This window comes from Pelorhabdus rhamnosifermentans (assembly GCF_018835585.1).
In the GTDB taxonomy this organism is placed as follows: Bacteria; Bacillota; Negativicutes; order UMGS1260; family UMGS1260; genus Pelorhabdus; species Pelorhabdus rhamnosifermentans.
Genome location: NZ_JAHGVE010000048.1, coordinates 1 through 18,188, shown reverse-complemented (window position 1 = coordinate 18,188; position 18,188 = coordinate 1). Strand labels below are relative to the sequence as shown.

Sequence of the window (18,188 nt, the reverse complement as noted above, 5' to 3'; positions counted from 1 at the left end):
GAAAATGCACCTCGTTGTTCATAGTGACATTTTCTCACGATAGTCTACATAGTGACATTATCACAAGTTAAACACAAGTTTGGTAAACTGTGGTAGATTTTCTTGTCAAATTATGCTATAATTTGAAACGTGTTTGAAATGTATTTGAAACTTACCAAGCGATAGGAGCGATTTATGATGAAAAAAGTAGTTAGCGGAGTCGCAGCCTTACTGATGTTGTCCTCAGTAGGTTTTGCTAGTCCTTTAAATGACTTTTCCCAAGGAAAAGTAGCTGTTGATGTATCTGTAAGACCGAGTTCTGATGTTAAGGCTAGTGATCTTGGTACTGCTGATGTGAAAAGCTATATGGATTATGGTCTGACCGTTGGGTTAGGTAATGACCTAGCTTTTCAATATAAGGGAGCTAATCCGGAGTCAGAAACGGTTTCTGGGTTTAGTGGTAAACTAACAACACAAGAATTTAATTTATTGTATAAAACAAGCGATAACTTTACGGTATTTACTGGAATTAACCAAGCTAAAGCAAAATGGAATGACAATGGGTTCAGCGCTGAAGGCGATACAAAATCCAATTGGCAGCTAGGTGTTACTGGTCAGACTCCATTAGGTGAAAACTTGACTGGCTATGCTACGGTTGCTGCTGGCCAGGATACATCCACTTGGAAAATTGGTTTGGGTTATGCCATTAGTAAGAATTTAGACCTCGATGTTTTCTATGGCGAGAACAAATATAATAAAGTTAAAAATCCTTGGAATAGTAATAATACTTCCGATTATACTATTAAAGGTATGGGTTACGGTCTCACTTATAAATTCTAATTGGATATACTTTGCCATATGATTTAACTGGACAGGCTTTGTGCCTGTCCTTTTTTGTGTGTATTGAAAAAATCAAGTAGGACAAAACCATCGTCCCACGTCCAACTAAACAAAAATCTAATGAAAAATTCACTTTATTTTTTTTTATAAGCTTCATTTTCCGGAAGACCGGTAAATGAAGCTTGTTTTTTTGGGGGGATTTTGGTAGATCAAAAGATAGGACGATGGTTGGGGGAACTTAGGACTTTAGAAGGAATATTGATACTTTTATGGGTTTTTTAGCTATTTCAGGGGGGAGATTCCAAACATTTCTAGTAGTATTAAATTATTAAATACGAATTAAATAAAAATCAAATAAATGTAAATTTCAGTATATTCCATTTCGTGTATTAATGGTTTTTTATAGATAAGATTTTGATACAAGAAGTAGGCTTTCAAGGAGATGAAAAACAATCAGTATCTTGCAGTATAAAAATAAAATTGTAATACAAAAAATTTTAATAGTGGGACTTATGCTGTTCCTATCGACTAGCCAACTTGTATTTGCTGGCACAAATGTGGGAGATAGGGAGGAACAAAATCAGCGAGCACGTCAAGATGAGCAAGCACGGCAACAGCGGCAGCAAAATCGTGACGTTTTCTTGAAAGCAAAGACTCCTCTAGAAACCGAAGAGGCTTTGCCGAAAGAAACGCCATCTTTTTTTGTTAAAACCGTACAAATAGAAGGGCCTGAAATAGCGCAGTTTATTTGGCTTAGTCAAAAAGCTGCTCACTATAATGGCCAAATGATTGGGAAAGAAGGCATTAATCTTATTGTCAAACGATTAAATAATGCCTTAATTGATAGAGGGTACATTACAAGTCGTGTGATGGTACCAGAGCAAGATCTATCTCAAGGAGTTCTGCGGTTCGTATTGGTGGTAGGCACAATTGGTGACATTCGCTTTGATCCGCCAATGAAACAGGCTGATTGGCACCTGGCTTTTCCTACAAAGCCGGGAGATATCTTAAATCTGCGTGATTTAGAGCAAGGATTAGAACAACTAAAACGAATTCCTTCCCAAGACGCTGATTTTAAACTCACGCCAGGAAAACAACCAGATCAGACGGATATTGTCATTAATTTAAAGCGTACCAAACCGTGGAAGGTCATTTATTCTATTGATGATTCGGGTGAGAAGCCCACAGGACGATTACAGAATTCAGCAACCTTATCTGTGGACAATCTTTTTGGGTTGAATGACTTGTTTTATATTGGCTGGAATCGAGACGCCGAAGGGCATCATTCCATACATAGTACAAAGGGAAACTCCATCAATTGGTCTTTCCCTGCAGGTTATTGGACATATTCGTTTTCTAGTTGGAATCACAACTATAAACAGACATTTTATAATGCTGCCAATACCTTAGTATATATTGGCGATAGCCGAAATTTAGAATTGAAAGCCGAACGCGTCATTGACCGGACTCAAAATAGCAAAACCAAGCTGAATTTCGGGGTACTACAAAATTGGAGTCATAATTACATCGATAATACTGAGATTATGGTACAGCGTAAACAAACTACTGCGCTAGAATTTGGTTTATCTCAGCGACGCTACGTGAATCAAGATGTATGGGATTATCAATTGTCTTATCATCATGGTATGGCTTGGTTTGGTGCCCAATCGCAAGCAGCTACGCCTGATGGCAGTCCAACCACTCGCTATGGTTTGTGGATTTTAGAAGTCGATTTGACAAAGCCCGTCGTTATCTGGGATACACAGGCTCGCTACAATCTTACCTGGCGTGGACAGTATACGAATAGCACCTTGTATGCAACCGATTGTTTCAGTATTGGAAATCGTTATACTGTACGGGGCTTTGACGGTGAACAAACCTTGCTTGGTGAACGAGGCTGGTATTGCCGTAATGAACTAGCGTTTCCCTTGGATCAAAAGGGAAGAGAAATATATGGTGGCTTGGATTACGGAGTGGTCAGTGGTCCATCTGCAGCAACACTTACCAGTCATGAACTTTTAGGCGCTGTGGTGGGGCTTCGTGGGGCCATCGGGCAAGGAAACTTTGATGTGTTTGTAGGCTGGCCGCTGAAAGAACCCCACGAATTTGGCAGTCAAAATCCTACTTATGGTTTTCAGTATACTTACGCTATATAGATGATCATTTCTTATTGATTCGTTGATAAAGGAAAATTGCTGGGAGGAATGGCTAGTGTATGTGCAATCTAAGAGGCTCAGTTTAACTAAACGTTTTGCTGTTTGGGTGCTGATATTTTTATTGAACTGTCAGCCAGTGCTGGCGGCAACTCAGGTGACTGCCGATTCTTCAGCTGCTGCCAATAAACAGCCAACAGTAACCAAAGCACCCAACGGGACAACGTTGGTGCAAATTGCGGCGCCGAATGGAGCGGGTGTTTCGCATAATTTATATCAAAATATTCAGGTCGGTGCTGACGGAGTCATTTTTAATAATTCCTTTGGTATCGTCAATACCCAATTGGCCGGTTATGTTCCTGGTAATCCCCATTTATCGGGTGGCAGCGCTCAGATTATTTTAAATGAAGTGACAGGCTCCTTGCCGAGCCAATTAAAAGGGTACATGGAAGTAGCCGGTCAACGGGCGGATCTGATTCTGGCTAATCCTAATGGCATTGTTGGAAATGGTTTTGGCTTTATCAATACGAATAAGGCTGTACTTACTACTGGTATTCCGATCTTTGGCGGTAGCGGTAGTCTGGATGCTTTCCGGGTAACAGGGGGGCAGATTGCGATCCAAGGGAAAGGTTTGGATGCGAGTACGACGGATCGGATGGACTTAATTAGTCGTGCGGTTAGTGTGAATGCTGGAATTTGGGCCAAGCAGTTGAATATGGTTACAGGTGCCAATCAGGTAAACTACAGCGATCTCAGTGCCCCAAAAATCACTGGCGATAACAGTGCACCACAGGTTTCTCTGGATGTAGGACAGCTAGGTGGCATGTATGCCCAGAAAATTTACCTTGTAGGAACCGAAAAGGGAGTGGGCATTAATAGTACCGGAACGATGTCAGCCCAATCGGGTGATATAACTGTAACCAATACGGGGAAAGTTTTGCTCTCCGGTAATACAACAGCGACTGGGAACATTCGGATAACAGCTGGGGATAATGTTGTTAATCAGAACACACTTTATGCCCAAGGCAATACGAATATTACAACCCAAGGTACGTTGGAAAACTACGGAGTACTGACTTCTGGGAACAATACCAATATTACGGCTAATCAGGTTATTGCTACTGGTACGATTGGTGCCGGAGTACAACAGGACAGTACACTAGGCTTGTCTGGCGACCTCAGCATAAACGCCAATGAGACTCTTCTTGCCCGTGGCCAAAATATAGCTGCAGGGAATCTCATTGCTAATGGAACTGCCATTGATCTTGTAGGCAGTAAAAGCTATGCAGGTGGTAGCACCACGCTTATCGCTACGGCAGGAGATATTGATAATACTGGGGCTTCGTTGCAGGCTAATGGTAAAGTAGCTATTACGGCTAGTGGCGCAGTCCATAATGACAAAGATGCAGCTGCCAACGCCGCAAGTATTCAGGCTGGATTGATTCAAATCAGCGCAGATTCTATCAGTAACCTGGGTAGTAAAATGATACAAACGGGTACAGACGATACCAACCTGAGTGCTATGAATACCTTTGATAATACAGGTGGTAAAATAGCTACCAATGCGAGTAACCTTACAATTAAGGGGGACGCATTCAATAATACTCAAGGGTCTATCATTCACGCCGGAACAGGAGCACTTAACGTTCATACTAATAAGGATCTAACAAATACGAGTGGCAGTATTATCACCAAAGGGAAGCTGGGGATTACCACAAGTTTATTAGACAACAGTAAAGGAATAATCACAGCGAGTGGTGTTATTAGTATAGATTCCCAGAATGATGTAAATAATCAAGGCGGTATTGTGGAAGCAGGTCAAGGGCTGACGATGACTGCTCAAGGAATTGCCAACCAAAACGGGAGCATGATCAGCCTTGACAGCAGCGGTTTGACAATACAGGCAGGTCAAAATCTGGACAACACCTCAGGGACTATCAATGGTAATGGGGATGTCAACCTAACAGTACAATCGCTGAGCAATCAAAGCGGAACGATAATGGCTCAAGGCGGGGCCGTCGTCAATGCTGATCAGTATGTGGACAATACAGATGGTAGTCTGACGGCGAACAAGGACATAGCAATCAAAGCTGATTCTATGAATGGTGGAGGGAAAGCTACTGCTGGGCAGGATATAACCATTGCCGTAAGTGGTAATTTCCATCATCTTGCCGGCGGGGAATTCCAGGCTAACCGGGATGTAACCATAGCAACAGATAACTTTTCCAGTCAAGGCAGTATTTTGGCTGGCCGCAGTGTAACAGTTAATGCCAATAGCATCAATAATGATATTGGGGCACAACTAGTAAGCCGGGCCGGTCTCAATATTATTTCAACTGGTGATATTACAAACTTTGGTAGCCTTCAAGGCAATGGTATTAGTGTTAATGGAGAAAATATTACGAATGCTGGTACAGTTGTTTCCGGAGAAAATACGATCATCACAGGGAAAAGTATCAAATCAAACGGAGTTCTCGGTGCAGGAATGGATAGCGACGGTCATGTAGGAACTAGCGGAGATTTGACTATAACTGCAAATGGTGCTGTTAGTGCCACAGGCAAAAATTTAGCTGGAGGAAATTTTACTGTAGCAGGTACGGCTATTGACCAAAGTGGGGCCATTACTCATGTTGGTGGCACAGTTAAGATTACTGCTACGAACGGCGACGTAGACCATACTGGAGCATCATTACAGTCAAAAGGCGCGGTAATAATTAGCGCTACGGGTGCAGTAAAAAACGATAAAAACGCCAGCGGCATATCCGGACAAATATCAGCAGACAATGTCACGATTTTGGCCCAGGATATTAGTAACAAGGGTGGTAGTATCCAGCAGATCGGCTCGAATGCTACTAACCTAATTGCTACGAATAGCATTGATAACACTGATGGTACCATTGCTACCAATGGCGTTTCTTTGACCTTGCAAGGTGGCACCATCATCAATAACCAAGGCACTATAAATCATGCTGGAACAGATACTCTAACATTGAAAACAACTGGTGACTTAAAGAATGATGGGGGAATTCTCGCCAGCAATGGACAAGCGAATATTCAGGCTCAAAATATAGATAACACTCAAGGAACGATATCTTCCGTACAACAAGCAGATATTATCGCTCAAAATTTTAGCGGTGGTAAAGTCAATGCCGGACAAGACCTGATTGTTATGCTAGGCGGAGATTTAACCAATGCCCCAGACGGAGAATTGAAAGCGAATCGTAACCTTGTCATAGATGCTAAAGGGAAAATAACGAATCAAGGAACGTTTGCGGCTGTCCAAAATGCAAGCATTAGCGGCAGTGATATTACCAATGCAGCTGGTGCAACTACGGCAGCCAATGGAACGCTAGATGTTACAGCGATTGGTAATCTCGTTAGTTTCGGCCAAATCAAGGGGAGTGCCGTGAGTGTCAGTGGGCAGAATGTTGATAATTCTGGCACTGTGATGGCAGATACGCTGACAGTACAGGCCAATACCATCCATAATGGTGTGGGGGCCTTGATCAATACTACGGGGAATATGGATTTTGGCATAGCTGCCCACCCGACAAGTAGTGTGGCTAACCAAGGGACTATTTACGCTCAAGGTGACGCCAATATTACTACAACTGGTACCCTAGTCAATGAAGGGCTGCTTCTTTCTGGTAAAAATACGACCGTAGCGGCTCAAACAGTTTCTTCTAGCGGAACTTTTGGGGCTGGGATCAATAGCGACGGTAGTGTTGGCACTAGCGGAGATTTGACTATAACTGCAAATGGCGCTGTTAGCGCTACAGGCAAAAATTTAGCTGGAGGAAATTTTACTGTAGCAGGTACGGCTATTGACCAAAGTGGTGCTATTACTCATGTTGGTGGTGCAGCTAAGATTACCGCCACGAACGGTGATGTAGACCATACTGGAGCATCGTTACAGTCAAAAGGTGCGGTAATGATTCGTGCTACGGGTGCAGTAAAAAACGATAAAAACGCCAGCGGCACATCCGGACAAATATCAGCAGACAATGTCACGATTTTGGCCCAGGATATTAGTAACAAGGGTGGTAGTATCCAGCAGATCGGTTCGGATGCTACTAACCTAATTGCTACGAATAGCATTGATAACACTGATGGTACCATTGCCACCAATGGCGTTTCTTTGACCCTACAAGGTGGCACCATCATTAATAACCAAGGTACTGTAAATCACGCAGGAACAGATACTCTAACATTAAAAACAACTGGTGACTTAAAGAATGCTGGGGGAATTTTTGCTACTAATGGGAAAGTCAGTATTCAGGCTCAGAATGTAGATAATACGCAGGGAACGATATCTTCCCAACAGCAGGTTAATATGAATGCTGCTTCTCTTATGAATAGTCAGGGCACAATTAGCAGTAATAACGACGCTGTTAGTATTGCAGTGCAGGGTGAACTTACGAATACACAGCAAGGGCTTATCCAAGCCAATAAGGGTTTGAATATTACTGCTCAATCATTGAACAATCAGAGTGGATTTATTCAAAATATAGATAATAGCAATTTAAACCTAGGCATAAGTCAAGATATTCAGAACCAGTCTGGACTAATCGGTGGTAATGGCAATGTAAGTGTAACAGGGCAGAGCTTGGCCAATCAAGGTGGCGAAGTAGTAGCAAAAGGTAGTCTAACGATTACAGCAGGGCAGGGAGTAGATAATACCAAGGGTACACTTTTTGCCAAGCAAGATATGAATTTAAATAGAAATATAACCAATGCCAGCATGGCGAATCTAACGAACACGAATGGCAGTATCCAAGCGGGAAACAGCCTGACAGTGCAGGCTGCAGCCGTTAACAATGCAGGCGGTATTCTGGCAACGAATCAGGATATACAGCTTACCGCTCAAAGTCTTAATGGTGGCAAAGCCAATGCCGGGCGAGACCTTACGATTATACTAAGCGGCGATTTAACCAATGCCCCAGATGGAGTATTGAAGGCCGATCGTAATCTTGCCATACATACGAATGGAAAGATTACCAACCAAGGAAGTATTGCGGCTGTCCAAAATGCAAGCGTAAGTGGCAGTGACATTATCAATGACACAGGGGCAACCACGGCAGCTAATGGGACACTCAATATCACAGCGACTGGCAACCTAGTCAATAACGGTCAATTACATGGTAGTGCTGTGAGTATCAGTGGACAGAATGTTCATAACACAGGTACTGTGCTTGCTGATACCTTAACAGTAAAGGCCAATACCCTCAGTAATGGTGTTGGTGCTTTTCTGAATACTACCGGAGATATGGACCTTGGCACTGCTAGCAATCCGACAGGCAGTGTGACTAATTATGGGACAGTCTATGCTCAAGGTAATGCCAATGTTGCTACTTTTGGCACACTGACCAATGAGGGTATGATTCTTTCTGGTCGAAATACGACAGTGGCGGCTCAATCTATAGCTTCTATCGGAACTTTTGGTGCTGGAATCAATAGCGATGGTACCATTGGTATTGCAGGTGATCTTAGTATTACTGCTACTGGCGCGATTGGTACTACTGGTAAAAATCTAGCCGGGGGCAATCTAACAATAACTGGCACCTCTGTCGACCAAAGTAGTGCGACGACCATTGTTGGTGGTGCGGCTGCGATTACAGCTACCAATGGTGATATGAATCATACAGGTGCATCACTACGGGCGAATGGTGAAGTAACCGTACGTGCTACAGGTGAAGTACAGAATAATAAAGACGCTAGCGGTGCGGCTGGACAAATAGAGGGAAAACAAATATTCATTCAAGCAAATCGTATTAGTAATCAAGGCGGAAGTATTTTGCAGACGGGCTTGGATGTTACCAACTTGACTGCTGCAGACAGCGTAGATAATACGGGCGGCATTATTGCCAGCAATGGATCAGCCTTGTCAATTCAGGCCAATACAGTAACCAATAGTCAAGGGCAAATCCAACATTTGGGTACAGGATCTTTTACATTGGCAGCCACAGGTGATTTAAAAAATGATGGCGGTACGATTTCAAGTAATGGATCTTCAATGACCATACTGGCTAACAATATCATCAATACCCCAAGCGGTATTAGCCAAGGAATTCAGCAGGCCGGTACAGGAAGTTTGACGATTACGGCTACCGGCAATCTCGATAATACGGACGGTAAAATCGCTACTAACGGGGAACTAGAACTGAATACAGCAGGTAGTGTTACGAATAAAGGAGGAGTTATTGCCACACAAAAGCAGGCAGTACTCAAGAGCCAGGCAAACATAGATAACAGCAATAATGGATTCATTAATGTGGGAGATAGCTTGAAGATTACCACACAAAATGATGCAATCAATACCGCGGGGATAATACAAGCAGCTAACGGACTCACACTCAATGGACAAAACTTTACGAATGCAGGCGGAAAAATCATTAATACAGGTAGTACGGCTTCTCTTATGATTGGTGTTACTAACAACCTAAACAACCAAGCGGGTGTTATTGGCAGTAAGGGCAATCTGGCTATTACTGCGGCTAGCGTTAATAATGCCAATAACACCATGTCCGTCCAAGGCGATTTTACGTTAAATGTAAACGGAGATTTTACGAATCAAAGTGATTTACAAGCGAATGGTGCTCTTTCTATTTATGCTGTAAATATGAAGAACGCGGCGGGTAGTGAGATCAATTCAAACAAAACTAATATTACTGCTACTGGTGATATTACAAACGCTGGACGAATCGAAGGAAACCAGGTTACTACCACTAGCCAAGATATGACGAACACTGGGACGATCATTGGCAATACCGTCTCAGTCAACGCAAATAACTTGAGTAATCAGGGACAAGCGGCTGTAATAGGGGCAACGAACTCAGTCAACTTGTGGGTCGCAAACTCCTTACTCAATCAATCAGGTTCTACTATCATCAGTCTTGGTGATATCAATATTGCCGCCAGCGGCCAGCAAGACGGCAATGGGTTGCTTGTCAATCGCACACAGCAGGTTACCAATACTGCGGCAACAATCGAAGCCGGGAACAATCTAAACTTGGCCGCGCAGCAGGTTACTAACAACGCCGATCAGGTTCAAGTGGGGACCACGACTACTTCGTCCACACAAGTATTAGAGCAAAAGCCCTGGATTTCTTCGTGGATTGGGCCGATTACGGATCCAGATACTGATCAAATAGGAATAGGTACAAATTATGATAATGGATGGGGCCATGGGGGATATGCCAACCCGTTTGGGACAACAGCGTGGAAATTATGCGTGACCGTCCCTAAAGCGGATGTTATTTCCTATGATCAAAGTCAGAAAAAAATTGTTTTTTCTGATAGCGATATATCTACGTACAAAGTAGTTGCGCGCATTTATGGATGGGGAAATGATGCTTGGAATACACCCCAATATATTTATGGACCGATTACATATCAAGGCAAAATAGCCGGGCGAACCACTGCTTATTGCAGTGCTGTATCCCAGAACGCCAACGGCGACTACTACATTGAATATTATCCGGCTTACGATCCCAAATTCTATCTGAATCCAGATACAGTACGCTCCGTGTCAACAGATCGTTCGTCAGATGCTCAGGAGATCCATCGAAGCACAACCACTACTGTGACTCAAGAATATATCACAAATAAACCAAATATCGGGCGGATCAATGTCGGTCGGAATTTGAATTTGAATATTGGACAACAATTCCTTAACCAGTACAGTGCAGTCGCTGTCGGTGATACTGTTACAGGTTCGATTGGGACATTTCAGAATGTGGGTTATAGATTGCAACGGACTTCAATATCGGTTATTGACGCACGTTATTATGCCCCTTATGGGGCCGGCGGGACTTGGGGATATACGCATGATGGACCGCTTAAAACCATTACTTATAGTGATGGTGGTTTGCCTGCTACGTTTACTGCGAAGAATATTTTCGTGACAGGAACCAATGTTATCAATATTCAACAACGCCCAGACGGGACGGAAGCGCCGCAAATTGGTGCTACCATTAATCCCTTGGCACCTTCCAGTACAACGATTTCAGCAACAAGCTTACCTACTGTTGAGGTTCGACCAACTGCTAATGGTACTGCATCCACTACTGCAGCAGTAACTATTGGCGACGAAGCCGATCATACGCAAGTGATGGCAGGTATTTCCGTATCACAAAATGGGACATCTGTTACTGGAGTGGCGGTCAAACAGCCGGGGGATTTGACGCTGACAGGAAATGGAGCTCCCGTGACATCCGGAATTGGTGCTATAGCCAATACCAGCGGCACTTCTATTACGGCAGTAACAAAACAAGCGGAAGCACCAACAGGAACGAATACAACCATCACAGCTGGACCGATGAATACGGCAGCTAATGCCACTCCCGCTCCGATAGCGCAAAAGGCAAGTGGACAGACTGTTGACTTTACTGTAGCAGGAAACAATGATCAATCCTTATTGACTATTCCGCAAAGTGGGCTGTATAAAAATCATACCGACCCTACAGCTAAGTATATGGTAGAAACTGATCCGCGTTTTACCAGCTATAGTAACTTTATTTCCAGTGACTATATGATGAATCTATTAAACCTGGATCCTGCAAAAGTGCAGAAACGTCTTGGTGATGGATTTTACGAACAAAAGTTGGTTAATGAACAAATTAATCAATTGACAGGCCGCCAATATTTGTCTGGTTACGATAATACAGACACGGAATTTAAGGCCTTGATGGATAATGGAATAGCCGCAGCGAAAACGCTTGATTTAGTGCCGGGAGTTGCGTTGACGAGTGCTCAAATCGCTAATTTATCCAAAGATTTAGTCTGGATGGTTGAGCAACAAGTAACATTGCCAGATGGTACGACACAAAAAGTACTCGTGCCGCAAGTTTATCTATGTCAGGGAAATACGCTGAAACTTACTACAAGCGGTGCCATCATCGCGGCAGATAAGATTGATATGCAGATGTCAGGTAATATAGATAATAGTGGTATTATTATTGGAAATTCAAGTACCCATATTCAAGGAAATAACATTACCAATCGGAATGATGGCCAAATTACCAGTAATGGTGTAACGAGTCTTGTAGCCACAAACAATGTTTTAAATCAAAGTAGTACGATTAGCGGCAAACAGGTACTTGTATTTGCCGGAGGGGATATAAAAGATGAAACGACTACAAGTAAAATTTCAGCAGGTGAGCAAGATCATACAGGATATTCCTGGAATGGCACTAATACGGTAGTTGGACAAAAAGCCAGCATACAGTCCAGTGGTGATTTGACAGTTGTAGCGGGTCGCGATGTTTCGGTGAGTGGCGGCGATATTGTAGCTATTGGTAATACAACGGTTAGTGCAGGGCGCAATTTAACAGTAGGCACAGTGGTAGCAGAAAGTCGATCTACTGATTTTGGAACAGATTCACGCTATGAGCGTAGCAGTACAACAAATGTGACAAGCACTATTCAGGGAGGAAACAACGTTGCATTGACGAGTAATGGTGATATGACCCTTACTGGAACAAAGGTTGGCGCCGGAAGTGATTTATCCATTGCTGCGCAAGGTAACTTAGTCGTTAATGCTGTAAAAGACACCCATAGTGATGATCAACAGGCGGGCGATAAAAAACAGTATCATGCTCGCAGCAATTACGATGAAACTACCATTGGTAGTAATCTGCAAGCAGGAAGCAATGTTACTATTGCAGTTGGGCAATTACAGGGTGGCCAACAGACAAGCCCGAATGTCAGTGGTGGTAATGTTAACATTGAAGGCAGTAGTATAAGCAGTGAACAGGGAAAAGTAACGGTTATTGCTGATAAAGATATCACAGTCAAAGAGACAACAGAGCGTCATGAAAGCAGCAAAGAAGATCGGGTGAGCAGTAGCGGAATCCTTTCCTCCACAACAACGGATACGCGTGATTATTCTTTAATCAATCAAGTCAAAGGTAGTACCATTTCCGGTGATACAGTTACTGTTCATTCTGGTAGCGACCTAACCGTACAGGGCAGTAATGTGGTGGGAACCAATGATGTGAATCTTACTGCTACAAATAATATTAATATTACTAGTGCAAAAGAGACAGGTAAGGATGAACACTACTCCTATACCAAAACAACCGGTATCTTTGGTAGCGGTCTTGGATTTACCATCGGTAGCAAAAGTGAGAAGAGTGACTTACAAGAGAAAACCTTGGCTGAAATCGGCAGTACAGTAGGTTCCATAAATGGCAATGTCTCCATAACAGCAGGAAACAAAGTAGACAGTGCAGGTACTACTTTTGTTGCAGGCAAGGACCTCAATATAATCGGCAAAGACGTAACCCTTGATAATACCCTGAACACCTATGACAGTCAGTACAAATACGAATTCAAGCAAAGCGGTCTGACCGTCTCATTAGGCGGCGGAGCCGTTACCAGTGCTATCAATGCAGCGGGAGATATTCGGCGTTCTGGCCAGGTGCAGGATGATCGTCTCAAAGCCCTCTATGACTATAAAGCAGTGGAAGACCTAAAAGACATAAGGAGAAATATGGATATTAGGCCATCCATCAGTGTCAGTCTCGGCAGTACGAAAATCATATCTGAGCAGACCACTCACACAGAAACTGTGAATATTTCGAACATCAACGCAGGCGGTGATGTCAATATTACCGCCACGGCAGGCGATGTGAACCTGAAAGGAACAAAAATTAATGCTGCCGATGTGACGCTTGATGCCAAGAATAATATCCATATTGATGCAGCTCAAAACAAAGAGCAGACGACAAGCACCACAAGTTCCTCGTCTAGTTCAGTAGGTGGAAATATTGGCAATGGTTACTTTGCCAATAGCAGCAAAGGAAGCGGCCATGAAAACGAAAATGTTATCACCAACGAAGGCAGCGTCATCAATGCCAGCGGCACCGTAACGTTTACGTCCGGAAAAGATGCTAGTATCACCGGTTCCCAAGTAAATGGTGACAAAGTCGTAGCCAATATCGGCGGCAACCTCAATATTACCAGTTTGCAGGATATTGATAACTACAACGCGAAGAACCAAAACAGCGGAATCTGCATTAGCAGCGGTCACACAGGCGGGGTAACGGGTTCCCTAGGCAAAGGCAAAACAGATTCCAATTATAATAGCGTTACCGAACAGGCAGGCATCTTTGCAGGCAAAGACGGCTTCGATATCCAAGTCGGCAAGAATACGGACCTGAAGGGTGCGGTCATTGCCAGTGATGCTACGCCGGATAAGAATAAAATCTCTACGGATACGCTGACACACTCGGATATACAGAATAAGGCGGATTACAGCGCAAGCAGCGTTGGGATCAATATCGATACTTCTAAAGACGCTAAGCTAAACGAAAGAGGAATAACTCCTAATATCGGAGTACCTGTATCAGGAAAAGCAGACAGTACAACGAAGTCGGCTATAGCTCCTGGAACGATTGAAATACGGAGCAATCCAAATCAAGATATCAGTGGATTAAGTCGTGATACTAATAATGCAGTAAATACATTAGGGAAGATATTTGATAAGAAATCAGTTCAAGAAAAGCAAGAAATGGCTAAACTGTTTGGCGAGTTGGCTTATGAACAGATTCATGATATTTCTGCTAAATATCAAGAGAAAGCTAAAAATTATAAAGATATGGCGAATGATTGCCGCGAACAAGCAGCTAAAGCTGCAATGTCAGGCAACTATTTAAAGATGTCACAGCTTTATGATAATGCTAACACATATGATTCTCAGTACAATTCCATCATGAAAGACTGGGATGAAGGCGGAAATATGAAAGTCGCTCTTCACGCTTTAGTAGGTGGAATCACGTCTGACCTTGGTGGAAGTGGATTTGCAGCAGGTGCAATAGGAGCAGGAGCGAATGAAGCTATTCAACAACAGTTAATCAAGATTAAAGACCCGGCTCTTCATCAATGGGCCAGTGCGGTTGTTGGAGCTACAGCAACAAATATATTAGGTGGTAATGTACAAGCCGGTGCTTCTGTTGCTGCAAGTGGAACAAAGAACAATTTAGAAGCTCACGATATTGTAAAACAGGATGGAGAATATTTTTGGGTTGCAAGTAACGGTAAACATTATGGATTTAAACCTGGAATGATAAATTCAGAAACCCTTGTTAAAGTTGTAGACGAAAATGGATATGAGCATAATGTTATAGTGGCAGATCCTAATTATGGAGGACTGGACAATTATATTGATCAGCCGACTTATATGCAGCGGTTACAATCTTCTTGGGCAAGACCAGGCTATTTTGATTGGCAGGTAGCTGATAAAGTTTACCAAGGCGAAGAGCTAACTATGGGAACCACAATTAGTAACGATGCTAATTCAGTAAAAGAAAAAGCTGCAGATGCTATAAATAGTGTTGTTCAAACACCTGCTCCAGAAACAACGAATGACGTATTAAATAACGGTGGATGGTGGGATAGGGATACTGGTATATTGTATGACAAAGCTAATAATCCACGTAAAGATTTAGATGGTTTGGGAGATTATCTGTACAAAAAAGATGGGATAATTGAAGATTATTACTCAGACGGAACTGGTGTCAGATATGCTTATGGAAAAAGTTATCCTGTATGGTCTGCACCTAAAAAGCAGACTAGTGATGGGGATACAACGGATACAACTACTACAACGGGACAGAATACATCCGAGCCGAAAAGCGAAATGCCTAACCCAGTAGATCCAATGGCTCTATATTTTGCGAAAACGGGTTTAAAAGCACAGGGAAAAAATCCAGACGATCCAGCTAATGCGCAGCAATTAGCCGCTGAAGTGGAAAAGCAGATGCAAATTTTTAAAGAAACCCAGGATATGGCTATGGGTTCTAGTGGTGGTGTGAAGATTGTACAGGGTGCAGAGAATGTAATAGTAAATCTAACTAGGACCCAGCAAACAACTTTAGGCAGACTGGCTAATTTGGAAGAGCATTTAACTGACATGGATTTTTCAGGTACATTAAGAGACTTACAAGGTAATCCAGTTCCTAAGCCAGATGGCAACGGTTTTTGGAATCATCTTCAGGAAATGAAAGATACGTACAGTGGATTACTAGGAGTTCAAAGAGGCCTTCAGGGCTCTTTGAATAATCCAAATTTGACAAGTGATGTAAGAACTTTGTTGCAAGGAGGATTAGACAAAACAAATATGTACATAAATAAAATTGAAGAGCTATTTAAAACATATGGAGGAATAAAATAATGGTAGATAATAGTTTGTCTATTAAAGATTTTTTTATTAATTATAATGACGAATTTACTCCTAAATATGGTTTGGAGGTCTGGTTTAACTCCTTGTTAAAAAAACGTATTGGGGAATTAGATGTAAATGATATCTGCACTATGCTTAGACAAGATATATTGATTGAGGAGATAGCGTTAGATAAAGCAATAGAATTTATAAGGCAAAATCCTTTGGCAGGTAATATGTTTGATGGAGAAATATTAGAGATGATTAATAGAATACCTCTTGAAAAATATCTTAGCAAAGAACAACTTATTAGGGATTTAATCAGTATTTTGGTGGATATAAAGGATAATTTAATCAGGCTTGATTGGATATGTGAAGATGATATGAAAAGGTATAGTAGTATATTAAGTAGTATGCTTTGTAAATTAGAAAATGTATAGAAAAGAAGAATAAGACCCTGATAAAAATTAATGGACGTGAAAAATTCGCTGACCAAAAAAACAAACTAAAATCAGAAAAGAGGAAAATTGAATGTTCATAAAACAATTAAAAACTATTATTCTGTCAGCCTTCGTATTTTTCAGCATAGTAGCCATTACTCAGCCCAACATCACCTATGCTGCTGATTCATCTTCAGTCGGAGTAGTAAACTACCAGTTCTTAATCAATCAGCATCCTGATATGGCACAAGCGAATGAAACTTACAAAGCAGCCGTTAAACAAGCCCAAGATGATTTTAATGCTAAATCAGCCAACATGAACGATAATGATAAAAAAGCCTTATCTCAACAGTTACAACAGGGACTCCAACAAAAACAACAGGAACTAATAAACGCTATTCGTGATAAAGTAAATGCTTCTATCAAAGCGGTAGCTGATGACAAAGGATTAACCGTTGTTGTGGATAAAAGCGTTATCGCTTACGGTGGACAAGATATAACAGATGACGTATTGAAGAAAATTACAGGTAAATAAGTAAAACAGAGGGTAGCGGCAATCAATAATCCGTTATCCTCTGTTGCACGTCTTAGAGAAGCAAGGGAGTATAATCGTTTATAAGGAGGGACATAGGTGGATAAAGATACTAATCAATTAAAACCTTGGGTACGATTTTGGGTTCGTAATTTTGATTTAATAATATTTTTCTTGTTAATACGCAGCATTTTATGGAATAGTCTTTCGTTTCTTGGGAATCATCCTTTTTTTAGATTATTTATAATTGGATTATTTATGATTTTCGTTGAAGCTACGTTTATTTTCTTTTTTGGTAAAACACCCGGGAAGTGGATTGGTAATATAACGGTAAAAAATTACAATGGAAATAGTCTTAACTTTATTCAAGCATTAAGGCGTACTTTATTGGCGTGGATAACAGGAATGTTTTTAAATATTCCTTTTCTTTCTTTTATAGCTATGTGGTTATCTAGAAATAATTTAATAAAAAAAGGAATTACCTATTGGGATGAAGTTTGCAAAACTAATGTTGAACATAGCTTTTTACCAATTTGGCGATACGTGATAATTATCATTATTGGAATACTTTTTAACTTGATCATTTATATTTCAATTATAGATTATTTGTTGTCCTTAACATGAAATCCATTCTGTAGTAAAGTAAATCGAGGGGCGCAGGTGCTACTTGAGATGATGATCGACAACAAAGAAAAGAGAGTACAAAAGTTTATAGAATATGCAATGATATAATTGAGGATAAATGTTTAGATGTTGATAACGAGACCAAGAGACGTATTTTGGATGAAGAGGCAAGAATAATAAAGACGACATGTAACTTAAAAAAATGCGATAGATTTACAGCAGTTTGATTGCGTAACTAGATATAAGTACATAAGAATACTTAAAAAAAGTATAAATTGTCGATTCGGTAAATTGAAAGACTCACAGGAATTAATAGAGGAATTGTTTTAAAGGCATAAGTGGAGTGTCAATACCCCCGTCCGAAACCACTGAAGAACCCCCTTTTTTTAAGCGGCAAAATAAGCTTGTCTTGCTACACCATTTGGTGAATTTCTTAATTTTAAGCAATTGGGGGTTAA

At 41.6% G+C, this 18,188-nt stretch carries 6 protein-coding genes; all 6 read left to right on the top strand.

What is annotated here, in order from left to right; genetic code table 11:
- Positions 1-174 precede the first annotated feature (174 nt).
- The 6 genes from Ga0466249_RS25150 to Ga0466249_RS25125 all read left to right on the top strand — a co-directional run bounded on the left by Ga0466249_RS25150 (position 175) and on the right by Ga0466249_RS25125 (position 17,730).
- Complete coding sequence (locus Ga0466249_RS25150; RefSeq protein WP_215832249.1) at positions 175-819, top strand: hypothetical protein; 645 nt, start codon at positions 175-177, stop codon at positions 817-819.
- A gap of 557 nt (positions 820-1,376) precedes the next feature.
- Complete coding sequence (locus Ga0466249_RS25145) at positions 1,377-2,975, top strand: ShlB/FhaC/HecB family hemolysin secretion/activation protein (RefSeq protein ID WP_215832248.1); 1,599 nt, start codon at positions 1,377-1,379, stop codon at positions 2,973-2,975.
- A 55-nt stretch (positions 2,976-3,030) separates the two neighbouring features.
- On the top strand, positions 3,031-16,146 hold the full coding sequence (locus Ga0466249_RS25140) for a hemagglutinin repeat-containing protein (protein WP_215832247.1): 13,116 nt from the start codon (positions 3,031-3,033) through the stop codon (positions 16,144-16,146).
- Positions 16,146-16,574, top strand: coding sequence for a contact-dependent growth inhibition system immunity protein (locus Ga0466249_RS25135; protein ID WP_215832246.1), 429 nt, complete (start codon positions 16,146-16,148; stop codon positions 16,572-16,574). Before Ga0466249_RS25140 ends, Ga0466249_RS25135 begins: the two co-directional genes overlap by 1 nt.
- A gap of 91 nt (positions 16,575-16,665) precedes the next feature.
- On the top strand, positions 16,666-17,109 hold the full coding sequence (locus Ga0466249_RS25130; protein ID WP_215832245.1) for an OmpH/Skp family outer membrane protein: 444 nt from the start codon (positions 16,666-16,668) through the stop codon (positions 17,107-17,109).
- A gap of 96 nt (positions 17,110-17,205) precedes the next feature.
- Entirely contained in the window at positions 17,206-17,730 is a 525-nt protein-coding gene (locus tag Ga0466249_RS25125) for an RDD family protein (protein WP_215832244.1), read from the top strand.
- The last annotated feature ends 458 nt before the right edge of the window (positions 17,731-18,188 follow it).